We start from the raw sequence: 18,065 nt of genomic DNA, 5'->3' as shown, positions 1-18,065 counted from the left end.
CGGGAGGCCGTCACAGCCATCCCTGCTGGCGCGCCTCCCGCATCGCCTCCATGCGGTTACGGGTCCCTGTCTTGCCGATGGCCGAGGACAGATAGTTGCGCACCGTCGACTCCGACAGATGCAGCTTGCCCGCGATGTCGGAGACCGTCGCACCGTCCACCGACGCCTTCAGGACATCGCACTCGCGGGCCGTCAGCGGGTTCGGACCCGCACTCAGCGCGGCCGCCGCGAGCGCCGGGTCGATGACCGTCTCGCCGCGCAGGACCCGCCGGACCGCCTCCGCGAGATCCTCCACCGGACCGTCCTTGACCAGGAATCCGGCCGCGCCCGCCTCCATCGCCCGGCGCAGATAGCCCGGCCTGCCGAACGTCGTCAGGATCAGGACCCGGCAGTCCGGGCACTGCTCGCGCAGGTCGGCCGCCGCGTCCAGGCCGCTGCGGCCCGGCAGTTCGATGTCGAGCAGTGCCACGTCGGGCCGTGTCTCCAGCGCCGTCCCGACGATCGCGTCCCCCCTCGCGACCTGCGCGACGACCTCGATGTCCTCCTCCAGGCCGAGCAGCAGCGCGAGAGCGCCCCGCATCATGCCCTGGTCCTCGGCGAGGAGCACTCGTACGGACTTCGCGGGCCGGTGATCCCGGGGCATCTCGTTCACGGGCCCAGGGTAGAGCGCCCCGTCGCCGTCACCCTGCGCGTTCCGGCTCCAGCATCGCGTCCGACTCCACTTCGCCCGGCAGGACCGGGAGTTCCGCCTTCACCGTGAAGCCGCGCGCGGCCGGGCCCGCCTCCAGGGAGCCGCCCGCCGCGCCGAGCCGCTCGGTCAGGCCCCGCAGGCCCGTACCGCCGATGCCCGGCTCCGGCGGCTCGGCTGCGGCGCCGCGCCCGTTGTCGTGGACCCTGAGCCGCACGCGCTCCGGGTTGCCGTCCACGGAGATCTCGCAGCGCGCCGCCCCGCTGTGGCGCACCGCGTTCGTGACGGCCTCCCGCACCACCCAGCCGAGCAGCGCCTCCGTCTGCGCGGCGAGCGGCGGGCCCGACTGGCGTACGACGGGCTCGATCCCCGCCGCCGTGAGCGCCGAGCGGGCCCGGTCGAGCTCAGTGGCGAGACTGCCCTCGCGATAGCCGGTGACCGCCTCGCGGATCTCCGTCAGCGCCTGCCGGCCGACGGACTCGATGTCCGACACCTGCGTGAGCGCGGCGTCGAGGTCGCGGTGCGCGAGCCGTCGGGCCGCCTCCGACTTCACCACGATCACGGACAGCGTGTGCCCGAGCAGGTCGTGCAGGTCGCGGGAGAACCGCAGCCGCTCCTGCTCCACCGCGCGGTGCGCCAACTCCTCGCGGGCGGCGCGCAGTTCACGTACCGCCTCGGCCAGGGAGAGGATCGCGGCGGTCACCATCGTGGACAGGAACGTGCCGTACGCGATGTTGAGCGCGTCCCAGCCCTCCTTGAGACCGCCGATGGTCCCGGCGAGCGCGCTCAGGCCGAGGGCGACCTGGCCGAGGCGGCGGCCCCGCACGACCGCGCCCGTCGCCAGGCCGAGCAGCGGGAAGAACATCAGCCAGCTGCCGCCGTAGGTGATCGCGAGCCCGCAGGTGAGCAGGCCCATCGCGATCAGCGCCAGGAGCGTGTAGCGGGCCTCGCGCCGCCTCTTGTCGAAGGCCTGGAACACGACCGAGATGTACAGGCTGTTGAAGACGAACAGGCCGATGCCGCCGATCCAGGGGTTGGCCGTCTTGCCCTGGAGGAGGTTCGAGAAGGCGCCGAGCCCCATCAGGAGCCAGGGCAGCAGCGAGAAGCCGTTCGGCGGCGGACCCATGGGCCCGCCCTCCGGCGCCCCGCTGTTCTTCGCGTCCTTGTCCCGGGCCCGCCACTCCGCCTTCCACACCTCCTGGTGCGCCTTCCACTCCTGGCGGGCATCCCGCAGCTCGACCATCCGGCAGGTGACTCGGTGCTTGAAGGACATGGTTCCCCAGCTCCCCGTTCAGATGGTCCGCGCGGCCCTGCGGTACGACACCACAGCGTACGAACCGAAGGCCAGCAGCCAGGCGGCGAGCACCGTGACCGCGGCGGCCGACGGCGCGTGCCCGTCGGCCACGGCCGTACCGAGCTGCGCGAACCGGTTCGTCGGCGTGTACGACGACACGGACTGCAGCCACCCGGGGAAGAGCGCGACCGGGAACCACAGACCGCCGAGGACGGAGAGTCCCAGATTGCACACCATGTTCGCGACACCCGTGGTCTGCGCGGTCAGCCGGTAGCCGTTGCCGAGACCGAGCAGGGTGAAGGGGATCGAGCCGAGCCACAGCAGCAGCGTGACGGCGGCCCACTGCCACACGTCCAGCCGCACCCCGTTGATCAGGCCGCCCGCGAGGAGCACCGCCGCGATCGAGGGCAGCACCGTCACCGACCCCGTCAGGGCCCGGCCCGCCACCACCTGGCGCGGCGTCATCGGGGTGACCCGAAGCTGCCGCAGCCACCCGATCGTCTTGTCCTCGGCGACCCCGCCGCCGGTGCTGAGGGCCGAGCCCACCGCGCCGTACGCGGCCATGCCGACCATGGAGATCGTCTTCCACTCGGGTTCGTTCTGGCCGAGGTTGGTGAACAGCAGGTACATCAGCACCGGCATCCCGACACCGAAGATCACGAACATGGTGTCGCGCAGGGTTCTGCGCACTTCGAGCCTCAGGTAGTCGATCATCGAACCGTCTCCAGATCCGTGTCGGAACCGCTGCCGGTGCGGTTGTCGGAGCCGCTGCCCGGACGACTGTCCGAACCGCTGGTCAGCGCCATGAACGCGTCGTCGAGCGAGGCCGGCGCGACCTCGAGGCCCCGGATCGCGTCCAGTCCGGCCAGCGCGATCACCGTCGCGTCCGAGTCGTCCGTACGCAGCCTGGCCCGGTCCCCGCGGACCTCCACGGCCGTCACCCCGGGCAGCAGCGACAGACCCTCCGTGCCGCGCCCGGCCAGGTCGAACGAGACGAGGCTGCCGCCCGCGGCCCGCTTCAGCTCCTCGCCGGAGCCCACCGCGACGACCCTGCCGTGGTCGATGACCACGATCCGGTCGGCGTGGGCGTCGGCCTCCTCCAGGTAGTGCGTGGAGAAGAGCACCGTGTGGCCGCGCCGCGCGTAGGCCCGCATCGACGTCCAGAACGCGTGCCGTGCCTCCACGTCGAGGGCGGCCGTCGGCTCGTCGAGCACGAGCAGGGCCGGGTTCCCGGCCAGGGCCACGGCGAACCGGACCCGCTGGGTCTGGCCGCCGGACAGCTTGTCGACGCGCCGCTGCGCGAGCTCCTCGATGCCGGCCAGCGCGAGCGCGTCGGCGACGGGCATCGGCGCCGGGTAGCGGCCCGCCACGAAGGAGACCAGCTCACGGACCGTGACCCGGGGGACGGCGCGGCCCTCCTGGAGCATCGCGCCGACCTGACCGGCACGCACCGCCTGCTCGGGCGTGCCGCCGAAGAGCGAGACCGTGCCCTCGTCCGGAGTGTCCAGGCCGAGCAGGAGGGCGATCGTGGAGGACTTGCCCGCGCCGTTGCGGCCGAGCAGGGCGACGGTCTCGCCGCGCCGTATCTCCAGATCGATCCCGTCGACGGCGCGCACCGCGCCGAATGTCTTGACCGCCCCCGTGAAGGACACGGCCACCGGTGTCCCGTCTGTCTTCGTCATGACAGGGACGCTACGGGCCGGGAGCCGGGCGCGGCAGATGCCGGTTGTACGGAGCCGGGCAGTACAAATGTCACGGCGCCCGCCCCGGCGGCAGGCGCACCGGATCTGACATGGCGTCAGGAGTCTTCACAACTGCCGTGGTCTTGGCTATACATGGGATCGCCGGACTGGAACGCGTTCTAGAACGGGCGCGTGGCGTTCCACCAGAGTTCCTCCGGCCCAGCAACGACCTCGGTGCGACCGACGGTGCGGACGGCCGCACCGAGGTCTTTCCCGCACAAGGAGTCTCTGTCTGATGCCGATCGACGCCGCCAAGGCCGTAGCCGCCGAACCCCGGTCCGCCGAGATCACCTGGGACCACAAGGACATCCAGCTCTACCACCTCGGCCTCGGCGCGGGCACCCCCGCCACCGACCCCGACGAGCTGCGCTACACCCTCGAGTCCCGGCTGCACGTCCTGCCCAGCTTCGCCACCGTCGCCGGCGCCGGAATGGGCGTCGTCGGCGGCCTCTCCGCCCCCGGCATCGACGTCAACCTCGCCCACGTCCTGCACGGCGGGCAGACCGTCGAACTGCACCGGCCCATCCCCGTCAAGGGCAGCGCAACCTCCACCTCACGCGTCGCCGCCGTCTACGACAAGGGCAAGGCCGCCATCCTCGTCCTGCGCACCGAGGTCGCCGACGCGGACGGCCCCCTGTGGACCAGCGACGCGCAGATCTTCGTCCGCGGCGAGGGCGGCTTCGGCGGCGACCGCGGACCGTCCACCCGCCTCGAAGCACCCACCGGCGACCCCGACCGCACCGTCGACCGCCCCGTCCGCGAGGACCAGGCGCTCCTGTACCGGCTCTCCGGCGACTGGAACCCCCTGCACGCCGACCCGGAGTTCGCCAAGCTCGCCGGCTTCGACAGGCCCATCCTGCACGGCCTGTGCTCGTACGGCATGACGCTCAAGGCCGTCGTCGACACGTTGCTCGACGGCGACGTGTCCCGCGTGCGGTCCTACGCGACGCGGTTCACCGGAGTCGTCTTCCCGGGCGAGACGCTGCGGATCCGGATGTGGCGCTCCGAGGGCCGGATCCAGGTCACGGTCACCGCCGTCGAGCGGGACGAGGCGCCCGTACTCGCCGACACCATCGTCGAACACGCCTGACCCCATCGGGACCCTTCGGGAGAGGAGCCGCACGCCATGCGCGCAGCCGTACTGCACGAGATAGGCCAGGACAAACTCGAGGTACTCGACGACGTCGAGGCGGTGGGCTTCGGCCCCGGCAAGGTGAAGATCCGGGTCAGGGCCACCGGACTGTGCCACTCCGACGTGTCCGCGATGAACGGCGTGCTGCCGCAGCCCGCCCCCTTCATCCCCGGCCACGAGGGCGCAGGCGAGATCCTCGACGTCGGCGACGGTGTCACGAACGTCAAGCCCGGCGACCGCGTCCTCGTCTGCTGGCTCCCGGCCTGCGGCGCCTGTCCGGCGTGCAAACGCGGCCAGACCCAGCTCTGCCTCGCCGGGTTCATGAACGCCGGCACCCCCAACTTCAAGCGCCCCGGCGGTGACGTCTTCGGCTTCGCCGGCACCGGCACCTTCACCGAGGAGGTCGTCGTCGACGCGGGCTGCGCCGTGCCCATCCCCGACGACGTGCCCTTCGACATCGCGGCCCTCATCGGCTGCGGCGTCACCACCGGACTCGGCGCCGCCATCAACACCGCGGACGTGGCGGCCGGTTCGTCCGTAGTCGTCATCGGCTGCGGCGGCGTCGGCATCTCCGCGATCCAGGGCGCCCGGCTCAAGGGCGCCGCGCAGATCGTCGCCGTCGACCCCGTCGCCTCACGCCGCGAGGCCGCCCTCAGGTTCGGCGCCACCGAGGCCGTCGCACCCGACGCCCTCGGCGACGCCAAGCAGCGCATCACCGGGGGCGAGGGCTTCGACTACGTCTTCGAGGTCGTCGGCAAGTCCGCCACGGCCCGCACCGCCTACGAGACGACGCGGCGCGGCGGCACCCTGTGCATCGTCGGCGCGGGCGCCCTCGACGACTTCCTCCAGCTCAACATGTTCGAGCTGTTCTTCGACGAGAAGAAGATCCTTCCGTCCATGTACGGCGGCGGCGACGTCCTGACGTCCTACGAGCGGGCCATCGCCCTGTGGCGGGCCGGCCGCATCGACCTGGAGAGCCTCATCACGCACCGCGTGCAGCTCGCCGAGATCAACGAAGCCCTCGACCAGATGCGGTCGGGCACCGCGCTGCGCACCTGCATCGAAATCTGAGAGGACCCCGATCCCCGATGGCTTCAGAGTCACTGCCGCTTCAGGGCCTGTCCGCGATCGTCACCGGCGCGGGCCGCGGCCTCGGCCGGGCCGAGGCGCTCGAACTCGCCCGGCTCGGCGCGAGCGTCGTCGTCAACGACTTCGGACAGCCGGGCCGCGACGGCTCCGGCGGCGCCGACGCCACCCCGGCCGAGGAGGTCACCGCCGAGATCCGGGCCGCGGGCGGGCAGGCCGTCGCCCACCTCGGCGACGTCGCCGACCACGAACAGGCCCGCGCGCTCGTCCAGTTGGCCGTCGACACGTACGGAAAACTCGACATCCTCGTCAACAACGCGGGCATCCTGCGCGACCGCATGATCTTCTCGATGAGCGAGGACGAGTGGGACACGGTCATCCGCGTCCACCTCAAGGGCCACTTCAACACGACCCACTTCGCGTCCGTCCACTGGCGCGCACGCTCCAAGGCGGCGGGCGCACCGGTCTACGGCCGCATCGTCAACACCTCGTCCGAGGCGTTCCTCGCCGGCTCGGCCGGACAGCCCAACTACGCGGCGGCGAAGGGCGGCATCGTCGGCCTGACGACCTCCACGGCCCTCGCCCTCGGCAAGTACGGCGTCACGTCCAACGTCATCTGCCCCCGCGCCCGCACCCGCATGACCGAGGACGTCTTCGCGGCCGTCTATCCGATCAAGAGGGGCGCGGAGTCCGGCGCCGGCGAGCTCGACCCGCTGGCCCCCGAACACGTCGCCCCGCTCGTCGGCTACCTCGCGTCCCCGGCCGCCGGGAACGTCAACGGCCAGCTGCTCGTCGTGCACGGCGGCATGGTCGCCGTCGTCGAACGCCCCAAGGTCTCCGCCAAGTTCGACACCGCGAAGGACGCGTTCAGTTACGAGGAGCTGGACGCGCTGCTCACCCCGCACTACGCGGACCGGCCGCCGAACGAGACGTTCGCCGCGGCCGAGGTGCTCGGCCTCAAACGCGCCTGACCCCATGGCGAAGGGGCCCGGAACCATACGGTTCCGGGCCCCTTCGTCATGCCGTTCAGCCCTGTCCGGACTGGTCCTTGCGGTGCCGGCCGTGCGGCGCCGCGTTCTCGTCGCGCGAGGACACACCACCACGGTGCCGCCCGGGACCGGCGGACCGGTCCGCCGCCTCCCTGGACTCCGTCGTGGTCATCTCCGCGTTCATCGTCTCGGTCATCGAAAACTCACCCCGTAACAAGATCCTTCAAACAGCCGGGCGAGTCTAACCGGCGGGTGCCGTCCATGTCCCGGCGGTTGCCGCGCGTCGCATGAGACCGGCGAGAGGAGCCTGCTGGAGCGGGACGGGACGGGCCGCCGAGGGCGGCTCGGGCACCGTCTGCGGGGCCAGTTCCTCGACGGGTTCCGGCACCGACGTGCGCGCGATCCCACAGGGCACCGACTCGGTGGCGTACGGGAGTTGCAGCTCACCGCCGCGCGTCCACAGGCCCGTGCCCGCCAGCCACCCCTGCGGGGCGGCGAGTTGATGCACCTGGCGCTCGGCGGGCCGCCACAGGCCCAGCCAGGTGCCCGCGGCGCCGTCGATCCGCAGCGCCACCGCACAGCTCTCCGGCATCAGCGTCTGACCCGGCTGGATCGCGAACGGCGTCACCGCGCAGTCGGTCAGGAGCAGACACTCCGGGAAGCGCACCGGCAGCGTGGAGCCCAACACGCCCCAGCCCAGGCGCTCATGGCCGGGCGACGGAGCGTCCGAGCGGATCAGGAGCAGCCCGCTGTCCGGATCGGCGAGCACCAGCCGGTCGGCGCTGGACTCCGCGATCTGGAGCAGCGGCGTGACCTCGCCGCCCCGCCCCAGGTCCACCGCGACCGTCTTGGCAGGACCCCCGTCGAGGGACCGGTCGAGCGCCAGCATCCGGCCGGCGCGGTCCAGCCACACCCCGCCCGAACAGCGCCCCGGGACCTCGGCCAGGAACTCGGGCCCGAACGCCCCGCCCGCCACCATCCACACGCCCGTCGACCGCTCGCCCACGGCGATGGCGTACGCGCATCTGCCGCCCGGCGCCGGCGGAAGCAGCGTCAACTCCCCGCCGCTCACCGCACCGAGAGGCACCTCGCCCGTTCGCGGGCCCGTCGGATACAGCAGCGAGAAGGAGTGCCGGCCGTCCACCACGCGCCGGATCAGGACGCGTCCGTCGCCCATCGGGACGACCTCGGTCCCGGGCTCCTCCGGCTGGTTCCCCGGCAACGGCACCGCGTACGGCTCGGGCCCGTCCAGGGTCCACCGCTCCGGAAACCAGGACGTGCCGTCGGACGCGAGCCGCGCGGCGTAGGCCCCGTCGGCGGTGATGACACAGGCGGGGCGAGGGGTGGGGGGAGCGGGCTCGGGGGCGTTCACCGGGGCTTGGCCGGGGGTCTGCGCGCTCACTGGGGCTGGGCCGGGGCCAGGGGGGTGCGGGCTCGCGGGGGCTTGGCCGGGGCCGGAGGGCTGCGCGCTCACCGGGGCTGGGCCGGTGTCCGGGGTTTGCGCGAGCTCCGGTCCTGGGGTGCTGTCCGGCGCTTGCGGGCTCACAGGTCCTGGGGTGCCGTCCGGCCGGGGGTCGGCGGCCCGGGCTTGCCCGTACTCCGTGGCGCGCCGACTCTGGGGCGCGCGCCCGTACTCGGTGGCGCGCTCGCTCTCCCGCGCCTGCCCGTCCTCCCGGTCCGGGGTCCCGCCCGGCTCCGGGTCCGGGTCCTGTCCGTTCTCCGGATCGTTTCCTCTGTCCGGGGCCGGTCCGCGCGCCGGGCCCGGTCCGCTCTCCGGCTCCGTCGTGGGCTCGATCGCCAAGGCCGTCATGGGGATCACTCACCTTCGGTTCGTCCGAGCCGAAGCTAGTTTTCGCACGCGCTGCCGTGGCACTGGCGGCTCAGGTTTCACACCAAAGGGTGGCCATGTCCGTATCTGCCTGAAAGGGGTGGGTCGGATGTGCTGGCACGTCCGGAAGTGCCTGATGTTAGGTTTGCCTAACCATATTTACGGCGGCCTGACGCCACGAAGTTCGGAGCTGGAACACCCATGGCCCTGCGAACAAGCCCTCGCACCCGCGGCACCGCCGCCGTAGCCCTCGCCGTGGTCGCCGCCCTGTCGCTCGCGGCCTGCGGGTCGGGCGACTCGGGCTCCGGCTCCGGCAAGTCCGACAACGGCAGCGGCTCCAAGGCCGTCGCCCAGGGTGGCGAGGACTTCGCCAAGGCGGCCTCGCAGACCGCGAAGATGGGCACGACCGCCAAGGCCGGCCAGTTCCCGCGCACCATCGAGCACGCCATGGGCAAGACCGAGCTCAAGGCGCAGCCCAAGCGGGTCGTCGTCCTCGACGTCGGCGAACTCGACAACGTCGCGTCCCTCGGCGTCGAGCCCGTCGGCTACGCCCCCACCGAGGGCGACGACGGCGTCCCCTCCTACCTGAAGAAGACGGCGGGCACCCCCAAGGACGTCGGCACGATCAACTCCCTCAACCTCGAGGCGATCGCCAATCTCCACCCCGACCTGATCCTCGGCAGCGAGCTGCGCGCCGCCAAGCTCTACCCGCAGCTCTCCAAGATCGCCCCGACGGTCTTCTCCATCCGCCCCGGCTTCACGTGGAAGGAGAACTACCTCCTCAACGCGTCCGCCCTCGACAAGACCGCCGAGGCCAAGGCGAACCTCGCCGCGTACGAGAAGAAGGCGAAGAAGCTCGGCGACGACATCGGCGAGAAGAAGCCCACCGTCACGATGCTGCGCTACATGCCCGGCATGATCCGCCTCTACGCGAAGGCGTCCTTCATCGGCACGATCCTCGACGACGCCGGCATCCCGCGCCCCAAGAACCAGCAGGTCGTGGACCTCGCCACCGAGGTCAGCCCGGAGAAGATCGACCAGGCCGACGCCGACTGGATCTTCACCGGTGTCTACGGCGACGCGAAGAAGACCGACCGCGCCACCGCCGAGGGCAACCCGCTGTGGAAGAAGCTCGGCGCCGTGAAGAGCGGACAGGCCAAGGACGTCCCGGACGAGACCTGGTACCTGGGGCTCGGCGTCACGGCCGCGAACCAGGTCCTCGGCGACCTGCGCGGTTACCTCGTCAAGTAGTCCGCCGTTCACCACGCCAGGTAGCCGACTGTCCGTGGCCGGTAGCGGTACGTGAGCCCGTACCGCCCCCGGCCGCAGCCGAATGTGCGCCAGGGCCGACGGGGCATGGAGGGAAGGTAGCCTTTCACCGTGCCCCGTCTGTCTGAAGTCATCGCCGCGCTCGAGAAGCTGTGGCCCCCCGAGCGGGCCGAGTCGTGGGACGCGGTCGGCACCGTCGCCGGCGACCCCGACGCGGAGGTCTCCCGGGTCCTGTTCGCCGTGGACCCCGTCCAGGGCACCGTCGACGAGGCGGTGAAGCTGGGCGCGGACCTGCTGGTCACGCACCACCCGCTCTATCTGCGCGGCACGACGACCGTCGCCGCCACCACCTTCAAGGGCCGCGTCGTCCACACGCTGATCAAGAACGACGTCGCTCTGCACGTCGCGCACACCAACGCCGACCGTGCCGACCCGGGCGTCTCCGACGCGCTAGCGGGAGCCCTCGACCTCCGCGTCACCGGCCCCCTCGTGCCGGACCCGACCGACCCCGCGGGCCGCCGCGGACTCGGCCGGATCTGCGAGCTCGAACACCCCGTCACCCTGCGCGAACTCGTGGGCCTGGCCGCCGACCGGCTGCCCGCCACCGCGCAGGGCATCCGCGTCTGTGGCGACCTCGACGCGACGATCCGCACGATCGCCGTCAGCGGCGGTTCCGGCGACAGCCTCTTCGCCGACGTGCGCGCCGCGGGCGTCGACGCCTTCCTCACCGCGGACCTGCGCCACCACCCAGCCTCGGAGGCCCGCGAACAGAGCCCGCTGGCGCTGCTCGACGCCGCCCACTGGGCCACCGAGCAGCCCTGGTGCGAGCTGGCCGCGGCTCAGCTCGACGAGATCTCCGACCGCAGCGGATGGGGACTTCGCGTCCACGTCTCGAAGACGGTCACCGACCCCTGGACCGCCCACGCGGCGTCCAACGCCACACCGATCCCAACTGGAGCCCCCAACTGAACGCCGCGCCCGCCGACCAGATCCGACTTCTCGACCTCCAGGCCCTGGACGTACGACTGTCGCAGCTCGCGCACAAGCGCAAGTCGCTGCCCGAGCACGCCGAGATCGAGTCGCTGAACAAGGACCTCACGCAGCTGCGCGACCTGCACGTCGCCGCGCAGACCGAGGAGAGTGACTGCGCCCGCGAGCAGACCAAGGCCGAGCAGGACGTCGACCAGGTCCGCCAGCGCGCCGCCCGTGACCAGCAGCGCATGGACTCCGGCGCCGTCACGTCCCCCAAGGACCTGGAGAACCTCCAGCGCGAGATCGCCTCCCTCGCCAAGCGCCAGGGTGACCTGGAGGACGTCGTCCTCGAGGTCATGGAGCGCCGCGAGTCCGCGCAGGAGCGCTTCGAGGAGCTCACCGGCCGGGTCGCCTCCGTCCAGGGCAAGATCGACGACGCGACGGCCCGCCGCGACGCCTCCTTCGAGGAGATCGACGGCGAGACGGCCACGGCCACGAAGGAGCGCGGGATCGTCGCCGGCTCCGTCCCCGACGACCTGCTGAAGCTCTACGACAAGCTGCGCATCAAGGAGGGCGGCGTCGGTGCGGCCCGCCTCTACCAGCGCCGCTGCGAGGGCTGCCAGCTGGAGCTGAACATCACCGAGCTGAACGAGGTGCGGGCCGCGGCGCGCGACTCCGTGGTGCGCTGCGAGAACTGCCACCGGATCCTGGTGCGCACGTCCGAGTCCGGCCTGTAGGAGCCTTCGTGGTGCGGGAGTTCATCGTCGAGGCCGACGGCGGTTCCCGGGGCAACCCGGGGCCCGCGGGCTATGGCTCGGTCGTCATCGACGCGGCGACGGGGGAGACCCTGGCGGAGGCCGCCGAGTACATCGGTATCGCCACGAACAACGTCGCCGAGTACCGGGGGCTCGTCGCCGGCCTGCGTGCCGCGCACGCCCTCGATCCGCAGGCGTCGGTGCACGTCCGGATGGACTCCAAGCTCGTCGTCGAGCAGATGTCGGGCCGCTGGAAGATCAAGCACCCTGACATGCGGCCCCTCGCCGCGGAGGCGGCGACCGTGCTGCCGGCGTCGCAGGTGACGTACGAGTGGATCCCGCGCGAGCGGAACAAGCACGCGGACCGGCTCGCCAACGAGGCGATGGACGCGGGCAAGCGGGGCAAGCAGTGGGAGGCCTCGCGCTCGACCGCCGAGCTCGATACGCCGCGTCCTCAGGCGGACCGGGGGGCTCCGCCCGGGGACGCGGCGGCCGGGGCAGCCAAGGCGCGGGCCGCGCTCGCGGGAGCGCGGGGGAACGCGGACGCGCGGGCCGCGGGGAACGTGGCGAGCACCGCCTCCCAGGGCTGGTCGGCGGCGCCCGATCTCGGGGCGCCCGCCACCTTCGTACTCCTGCGGCACGGCGAGACCGCGCTCACGCCCGAGAAGCGGTTCTCCGGTTCCGGCGGCGCCGACCCCGAGCTGTCCGCGGCGGGGCGCGCGCAGGCCGAGCGGGTCGCCGCAGCGCTCGCCGCGCGCGGCACCGTCCAGGCGATCGTCTCGTCGCCGCTCAAGCGGTGCCAGGAGACGGCGCGGGCCGTCGCGGCCCGCCTCGGGCTCGACGTCCACATCGAAGAGGGCCTGCGCGAGACAGACTTCGGTGCGTGGGAGGGGCTGACCTTCGGGGAGGTCCGCGAGCGCTTCCCGGACGACATGAACGCCTGGCTGGCCTCGTCGAAGGCCGAACCGACCGGCGGCGGCGAGAGCTTCGCGGCGGTCGCCCGCCGGGTCGCCGCGACGCGGGACCGGCTCGTCGGGCAGTACGCGGGACGCACTGTCCTCCTGGTCACGCACGTCACGCCGATCAAGACCCTCGTACGGCTCGCGCTCGGCGCGCCGCCGGAGTCACTGTTCCGGATGGAGCTCTCGGCGGCGTCGCTCTCGGCGGTCGCGTACTACGGAGACGGCAACGCGAGCGTGCGCCTTCTCAACGAGACGGCGCACCTGCGCTGACGTCCGGGCTGCTGCGCCGACGTCCGGGCTACTTGAGGCAGGCCGCTTCGCGGGCCAGCGTCTCGATCCGCGCCCAGTCCTTCGCCGCGACCGCGTCCGCGGGAAGCATCCAACTGCCGCCCACACAGCCGACGTTCTTGAGCGCCAGGTACGAGGGCGCCGAGCCGAGGGAGACACCGCCGGTCGGGCAGAACCGCGCCTGCGGCAGCGGACCGGCCAGCGACTTCAGGTACGGCACACCGCCCGCGGCCTCGGCGGGGAAGAACTTCATCTCGCTCACCCCGCGCTCCAGGAGCGCCACGACCTCCGACGTCGTGGAGACGCCCGGCAGGAACGGCACACCGGACTTCTTCATCGCGTCGAGCAGCGTGTCGGTCCAGCCGGGGCTGACCAGGAAGCGCGCTCCGGCGGCGACGGAGTCGGCGACGTTCTGCGGTGAGATGACCGTGCCCGCGCCGACGACGGCGTCCGGCACCTCGTCCGCGATGGCGCGGATCGCGTCCAGCGCGGCCGGCGTCCGCAGCGTCACCTCGATCGCCCGCAGGCCGCCCGCGACGAGCGCCCGCGCGAGCGGCACGGCGTCGGCGACATCCTCCACGACGACGACGGGTACGACGGGGGCGAGATCGAGCACGGAGGAATCAGTCATGGGGCCATCCTGCCCCGCACCGTGCAGCATGCGCAAAGGGCGTTGCGCACGCTGCAATGCACTGAGGGCTGGTGCTCAGTGGATCTGGGTCACCACGACGTCGAGCGCCCACGTCGTCCCCGCCTTCGCGGGGGCCTGTGCCTCCACCACATGGCCGAGATCCCGCAGCGCCTCGACCAGCTCGGCGGGGTCCGCGGGCGTGATGCCGGTCTCCAGGAGCGTGCGCACGATCCGGCCCTTCGTCGCCTTGTTGAAGTGCGACACGACCGAACGCTTCTCCACGCCGGTCACCGGATCCGTCTGCGCGTGCAGCACCCGCACCGTCGCGGTACGCCCCGCGACCTCCCCCTTCGGCTTCCACGCACTCGTGTACGCGGACGACCTCAGGTCGAGCACGAGCCCGTCCCCGGCCGCCTCGGGAAGCGCCTCGGCCATCGGCTTGCGCCAGTGCGCGCCGAGCGCCCCGAGCCCCGGCAGCTTCACACCCATCGAGCAGCGGTACGACGGAATCCGGTCGCTCACCCGCACCGCGCCCCACAGGCCCGAGAAGACCAGCAGCGACCGTGCAGCCCGGCGCTTCGCCGCCGTGTCCAGGGTGGCGAGACCGAGCGCGTCGTAGAGGACCCCCGTGTAGATCTCACCGGCCGGGCGCGCGCCCGCGGTGCGCAGCTCCACGTTCTTCGCGATCTCGCCGCGCAGCCCCTCGCTGAGGCCGAGCACCTCGCGCGCCTTGTCCTCGTCGGCGGCACACAGCTCGACCAGCTCGTCGAGCACGGCCTGCCGCGCCCCGGCGAGTCCCGCCAGGGACAGCGACTCAGGCTTCAGCGGGGCGCCGCGGCCCGAGGGGGCCTTGCCTTCGGACGGCGGCAGCAGCACGAGCACGATCGGACTCCTCGGGACAGTGATGCGGATCAGGGGGGTGCGGCCCCATCGAAAGCGTACGGAAGGGAAGGGGGTGCCGGGGAACACGGGGCGCGGCGGATCATGGGGTGCCGCGGCCATGGGGCGCCCGCGGTCGTGGGATGCCAGGGAACCTGGGGCGCCGGGGAGCACGGGTGCCCGGGATCACGCGGCGCCGCGGTCCCGGCACACCGCGGTCACAGGGTGCCGACACCCCGGCCCCGTCCTACGCTCGGTGCATGCCCCGCCGTCATCTCCGTGTGACCGGCGCAGCCGAGGCCCCGCTGCGTGCCGCACTGCGTGAACTGCGTACGACCCTGGGCGTCCCCGGGGCCTTCCCGGCCGACGCCCTCGCGGAGGCGGAACGGACCGCGGCGGCCCCGCACCCGCCGGAGCCGGGCGGCAGGGATGCCACCGACATCCCCTTCTTCACGATCGACCCGCCGACCTCCGTCGACCTCGACCAGGCGATGCACCTCTCGCGCCGCGACGGCGGCTACCGGGTCCGCTACGCCATCGCCGATGTCGCTGCCTACGTCACGCCCGGCGGCCCTCTCGACACCGAGGCCCACCGCCGCGTCACCACGCTCTACTTCCCCGACGAAAAGGTCCCCCTGCACCCCACCGTGCTCAGCGAGGGCGCCGCCAGCCTGCTCCCAGGTCAGACCTGCCCCGCCGTCCTGTGGACCCTCGACCTCGACGCCGAGGGGCGCACCGTCGCCACCGACGTGGCCCGCGCCACCGTCCGCAGCCGCGCCAAGCTCGACTACGAGGGCGTGCAACGGGCCATCGACGACGGCACCGCCCAGGAACCCGTAGCACTCCTGCGCGACATCGGGCGCCTGCGCGAACAGCTCGAGACCGAGCGCGGCGGCATCTCCCTCAACGTCCCGGAACAGGAGATCGCCGAACGTGACGGCCGCTACGAGCTCGGCTACCGCGCCCCGCTCCCCGCCGACGGCTGGAACGCCCAGATCTCCCTGCTCACCGGCATGGCCGCCGCCGACCTCATGCTCGCCGCCGGCACCGGTATCCTGCGCACCCTGCCCGCCGCGCCCGACGGCGCCGTCGGCCGCCTGCGCCGCACGGCCCGCGCCCTGCGCATCGACTGGCCGCACCACGTCCCGTACGCCCAGCTCATCCGCTCCCTCGACCCGAAGAGGCCGCACCACGCGGCCTTCCTCCAGGAGTGCACGACGCTCCTGCGCGGCGCCGGCTACACCGTGTTCAGCGGCGGCACGCTCCCCGACCTCACCGTCCACGCCGCGGTCGCCGCGCCCTACGCCCACTGCACGGCCCCGCTGCGCCGCCTCGCCGACCGCTACGCCTCGGAACTGTGCCTGGCCGCCTGCGCGGGCACCCCGCCCCCGGAGTGGGTGCTCGCCGCGCTGCCCGGCCTGCCGAAGGAGATGGCGGAGGGCACGCGCCGGGCCAACGCCGTCGAGCGCGGCTGCGTCGACATCGTCGAGGCGGCGCTCCTCAAGGACCGGATCGGTGACACATTCGAGGCGTGCGTCGTGGACGTGAAGGACCACGAACCGGCCGTCGGTACCGTCCAGTTGACCGACCCCGCGGTCGTCGCCCGCATCGAGGGCGGTACCGCTCCGCTGCCGCTGGGGGAGCGGCTGCGGGTACGGCTGACGCAGGCGGACCCCGGGGCTGCGAAGGTTCAGTTCGCCCCGGCCTGAGCGCCGGGTAGCATGGTCGGCACGGCAGACGAGCCGGGCGGACGGCCGCGTGAGGACCCTTTCACCAGGGTTTTCCCGAGGAACGTCCGGGCTCCACAGGGCAAGGTGGTGGCTAACGGCCACCCGGGGTGACCCGCGGGACAGTGCCACAGAAAACAGACCGCCGGGGACCGCAAGGCCCTCGGTAAGGGTGAAACGGTGGTGTAAGAGACCACCAGCGCCTGAGGTGACTCAGGCGGCTAGGTAAACCCCACCTGGAGCAAGGTCAAAAGGAGCCGCTTCCTCGCAAGAAGAGGTGGCTCTGCGCGGACGTTCGAGGGCTGCTCGCCCGAGTCCGCGGGTAGACCGCACGAGGCCGGCGGCAACGCCGGTCCTAGATGGATGGCCGTCTCCCCGGCCGCCGCGAGGCGACCGGGCGACAAAACCCGGCGTACAGCCCGACTCGTCTGCCGTTCAGCTTCCGGGAAGACGCCGAGGTCACAGCGCGTCGACCGCGCTCACCTTCCAGCCCTCGGCCGTACGGGCCAGCGTCATCCGTACCCGGTTCAGGTCCACGCGGGAGCCTGAGACCTGAGTGCTCGTGGTCACCTGGTTGACGAAGAGGAGGACCACGGCGTGGTCCGGCGAGGCCGAGACCACGGAGGCCGCAGGGGAGCCGCCGCTCGTGGGCCGCGCCACCGTCGCCTTCACCACCCCGTGGTACTTCCTGGCCGTCGGCCCCACCACCGTGCTGGTGGTCTTGCCGTACTCGTCGCGGAAGTGGCCGGTGAGCCGGGCGCGTGCGGCGGTGAAGTCGCGGTCCAGACGCCGGTAGTCGTACGAGAGGACGACCGGGGCCGCCTGTCGCGCGGCGGCGAGCGCCTGCCCGCGTGCCTCGTCCGCCCGGGCTCCCTCCCGGTAGCGCCACCCGAGCACGCCGGCCGCGACCAGGCCCGCCACGAGCAGGACGCAGAGGACCGCGGTGAGCAGGCGCCGCCGCCCGCGCAGAGCCGGCCTACCGGAGCCGGGCTCGTCCTCCTTCCGCTCGTCGAACGACTCCGGCGAGGGCTCGGGCGGGTCGTCCCAGCCGTTCTCGTCCTTGGGCGCGATGAGCAGGGTGCGTCCGGCGGGCGGTGCCTCGGGCCGGCCCGCGGCCTCCTCGCCGGTGGCCGCGGGGCCCGGCTCACGGTGGCCGCGCTCCGCGCGCTTGGCCGCCGCGCGGGCGGCCGCTGTCATGGTGCGCCGGGTGCCGGAAGCGGCACCGGAGCCGCGGCTTCGGTTGGTCGTCTTCGCCACGGTATTGCTCCTCAAGGGTGGTACGGGTGGTACGGGTGGAGAGGGGGCGGTCAGCCGACGAACTCGACGTCCGAGGTCAGCCAGCGGCCGCCCCGGTACACCAGGTCGAGCTGCAGCCGATAGGTGCGGGCCTCGCCTCTGGGCGCGGCCGTGTTGGTCACCTTGCTGTCGGCGACCACCAGGACGCGCGCCGAGTGCGCGTCGGAGCGGACGATGCCCGCTTCGAGAACCTGGCCCTCGGACACGGACTTGTTCTCGGCGACCAGCTTGGTCAGCTGCTCGGTCTGCGCGGCGAACTGCTTCTTGAAGTCGCCGGTGGCGCCCTCGAGGACGTTCGCGCTGTCCCGGTCGTAGTGCCGGTAGTCGAGCGAGGTGAAGTTCAGCGCCGACTGGCGGGCCGCGGCCAGGAGGTCCTGGCGGCGCTGTGCCCTGTCGTGCTGGTCGTAGAGCCCGAGGCTCAGCCAGATCGACAGGGCGGTGGTGAGGACGGTCGCCACCACCAGCCCCACCGACCACGCCCTGCCCGACAGGGCCCCGTTCAAGGCCCCGCTCATGCTTTTGCTCAT

General features: G+C 72.5%; 18 protein-coding genes and 1 other RNA gene. 9 read left to right on the top strand and 10 right to left on the bottom strand.

Annotated elements, in window-relative coordinates:
- Nucleotides 1-10 precede the first annotated feature (10 nt).
- The 4 genes from ACWFR4_RS02945 to ACWFR4_RS02930 are packed head-to-tail and all read right to left on the bottom strand — an operon-like array spanning nucleotide 11 to nucleotide 3,664.
- Entirely contained in the window at nucleotides 11-643 is a 633-nt protein-coding gene (locus tag ACWFR4_RS02945) for a response regulator (protein ID WP_453464098.1), read from the bottom strand.
- A 37-nt stretch (nucleotides 644-680) separates the two neighbouring features.
- Nucleotides 681-1,961 (bottom strand): sensor histidine kinase, encoded by a 1,281-nt coding sequence (locus ACWFR4_RS02940; RefSeq protein ID WP_453650428.1) that lies wholly within the window; start codon nucleotides 1,959-1,961, stop codon nucleotides 681-683.
- Between the two features lie 18 nt (nucleotides 1,962-1,979).
- Nucleotides 1,980-2,696, bottom strand: a complete 717-nt coding sequence (locus ACWFR4_RS02935; RefSeq protein WP_453464053.1) for an ABC transporter permease — start codon at nucleotides 2,694-2,696, stop codon at nucleotides 1,980-1,982.
- Nucleotides 2,693-3,664, bottom strand: a complete 972-nt coding sequence (locus ACWFR4_RS02930) for an ATP-binding cassette domain-containing protein (RefSeq protein WP_453464050.1) — start codon at nucleotides 3,662-3,664, stop codon at nucleotides 2,693-2,695. Before ACWFR4_RS02930 ends, ACWFR4_RS02935 begins: the two co-directional genes overlap by 4 nt.
- A 295-nt stretch (nucleotides 3,665-3,959) precedes the next feature.
- Here ACWFR4_RS02930 and ACWFR4_RS02925 point away from each other — a divergent pair, with 295 nt between their 5' ends.
- Genes ACWFR4_RS02925 through ACWFR4_RS02915 form a run of 3 tightly spaced genes read left to right on the top strand, consistent with a single transcriptional unit; the run spans nucleotide 3,960 to nucleotide 6,913 of the window.
- Nucleotides 3,960-4,814 (top strand): MaoC/PaaZ C-terminal domain-containing protein, encoded by an 855-nt coding sequence (locus tag ACWFR4_RS02925; protein WP_453650426.1) that lies wholly within the window; start codon nucleotides 3,960-3,962, stop codon nucleotides 4,812-4,814.
- A 36-nt stretch (nucleotides 4,815-4,850) separates the two neighbouring features.
- Nucleotides 4,851-5,927, top strand: a complete 1,077-nt coding sequence (locus tag ACWFR4_RS02920) for a Zn-dependent alcohol dehydrogenase (RefSeq protein ID WP_453650424.1) — start codon at nucleotides 4,851-4,853, stop codon at nucleotides 5,925-5,927.
- A 17-nt stretch (nucleotides 5,928-5,944) separates the two neighbouring features.
- Entirely contained in the window at nucleotides 5,945-6,913 is a 969-nt protein-coding gene (locus ACWFR4_RS02915; protein WP_453650422.1) for a 3-oxoacyl-ACP reductase, read from the top strand.
- A gap of 55 nt (nucleotides 6,914-6,968) precedes the next feature.
- Here ACWFR4_RS02915 and ACWFR4_RS02910 read toward each other — a convergent pair whose 3' ends face one another.
- Together ACWFR4_RS02910 and ACWFR4_RS02905 are read right to left on the bottom strand one after the other, a co-directional pair.
- Nucleotides 6,969-7,127 carry a hypothetical protein gene (locus ACWFR4_RS02910; protein ID WP_453650420.1) on the bottom strand — a complete coding sequence of 53 codons (159 nt, stop codon included), beginning with the start codon at nucleotides 7,125-7,127 and terminating at the stop codon, nucleotides 6,969-6,971.
- A 45-nt stretch (nucleotides 7,128-7,172) separates the two neighbouring features.
- On the bottom strand, nucleotides 7,173-8,303 hold the full coding sequence (locus ACWFR4_RS02905; protein WP_453650638.1) for a hypothetical protein: 1,131 nt from the start codon (nucleotides 8,301-8,303) through the stop codon (nucleotides 7,173-7,175).
- A 657-nt stretch (nucleotides 8,304-8,960) separates the two neighbouring features.
- On the opposite strand from ACWFR4_RS02905, the gene ACWFR4_RS02900 reads away from it, so the two are divergent.
- The 4 genes from ACWFR4_RS02900 to ACWFR4_RS02885 all read left to right on the top strand — a co-directional run bounded on the left by ACWFR4_RS02900 (nucleotide 8,961) and on the right by ACWFR4_RS02885 (nucleotide 12,987).
- The gene (locus tag ACWFR4_RS02900; RefSeq protein WP_453650418.1) at nucleotides 8,961-10,010 is read left to right on the top strand and encodes an ABC transporter substrate-binding protein; all 1,050 of its coding nucleotides are present in this window, start codon (nucleotides 8,961-8,963) and stop codon (nucleotides 10,008-10,010) included.
- A gap of 129 nt (nucleotides 10,011-10,139) precedes the next feature.
- Nucleotides 10,140-10,997: a Nif3-like dinuclear metal center hexameric protein gene (locus ACWFR4_RS02895; RefSeq protein WP_453468192.1), complete on the top strand. Its 858-nt coding sequence runs from the start codon at nucleotides 10,140-10,142 to the stop codon at nucleotides 10,995-10,997.
- Nucleotides 10,994-11,737, top strand: a complete 744-nt coding sequence (locus ACWFR4_RS02890) for a zinc ribbon domain-containing protein (protein ID WP_453468195.1) — start codon at nucleotides 10,994-10,996, stop codon at nucleotides 11,735-11,737. The genes ACWFR4_RS02895 and ACWFR4_RS02890 overlap by 4 nt, the downstream gene beginning before the upstream one ends.
- Nucleotides 11,738-11,745: 8 nt before the next feature.
- Entirely contained in the window at nucleotides 11,746-12,987 is a 1,242-nt protein-coding gene (locus tag ACWFR4_RS02885; protein ID WP_453468191.1) for a bifunctional RNase H/acid phosphatase, read from the top strand.
- 28 nt (nucleotides 12,988-13,015) lie between these two features.
- On the opposite strand, the gene eda is transcribed toward ACWFR4_RS02885, so the two are convergent.
- Both eda and yaaA read right to left on the bottom strand, forming a co-directional pair.
- Nucleotides 13,016-13,636, bottom strand: coding sequence for a bifunctional 4-hydroxy-2-oxoglutarate aldolase/2-dehydro-3-deoxy-phosphogluconate aldolase (gene eda, locus ACWFR4_RS02880; RefSeq protein WP_453468190.1), 621 nt, complete (start codon nucleotides 13,634-13,636; stop codon nucleotides 13,016-13,018).
- A 75-nt stretch (nucleotides 13,637-13,711) separates the two neighbouring features.
- Nucleotides 13,712-14,518, bottom strand: a complete 807-nt coding sequence (gene yaaA / locus ACWFR4_RS02875) for a peroxide stress protein YaaA (RefSeq protein ID WP_453468189.1) — start codon at nucleotides 14,516-14,518, stop codon at nucleotides 13,712-13,714.
- Nucleotides 14,519-14,775: 257 nt separating this feature from the next.
- On the opposite strand from yaaA, the gene ACWFR4_RS02870 reads away from it, so the two are divergent.
- Together ACWFR4_RS02870 and rnpB are read left to right on the top strand one after the other, a co-directional pair.
- Nucleotides 14,776-16,224 (top strand): RNB domain-containing ribonuclease, encoded by a 1,449-nt coding sequence (locus ACWFR4_RS02870; protein ID WP_453650416.1) that lies wholly within the window; start codon nucleotides 14,776-14,778, stop codon nucleotides 16,222-16,224.
- Between the two features lie 29 nt (nucleotides 16,225-16,253).
- An RNA gene (gene rnpB / locus ACWFR4_RS02865) (RNase P RNA component class A) lies at nucleotides 16,254-16,673 on the top strand.
- 28 nt (nucleotides 16,674-16,701) lie between these two features.
- Here the strand turns inward: rnpB and ACWFR4_RS02860 are convergent.
- Both ACWFR4_RS02860 and ACWFR4_RS02855 read right to left on the bottom strand, forming a co-directional pair.
- The gene (locus tag ACWFR4_RS02860; protein ID WP_453650414.1) at nucleotides 16,702-17,499 is read right to left on the bottom strand and encodes a hypothetical protein; all 798 of its coding nucleotides are present in this window, start codon (nucleotides 17,497-17,499) and stop codon (nucleotides 16,702-16,704) included.
- Between the two features lie 50 nt (nucleotides 17,500-17,549).
- The gene (locus ACWFR4_RS02855; RefSeq protein ID WP_453650412.1) at nucleotides 17,550-18,053 is read right to left on the bottom strand and encodes a hypothetical protein; all 504 of its coding nucleotides are present in this window, start codon (nucleotides 18,051-18,053) and stop codon (nucleotides 17,550-17,552) included.
- Nucleotides 18,054-18,065 lie beyond the last annotated feature (12 nt).

Source organism: Streptomyces sp. NPDC055140, assembly GCF_053607285.1.
This window is presented reverse-complemented; position numbering and strand designations above follow the sequence as displayed.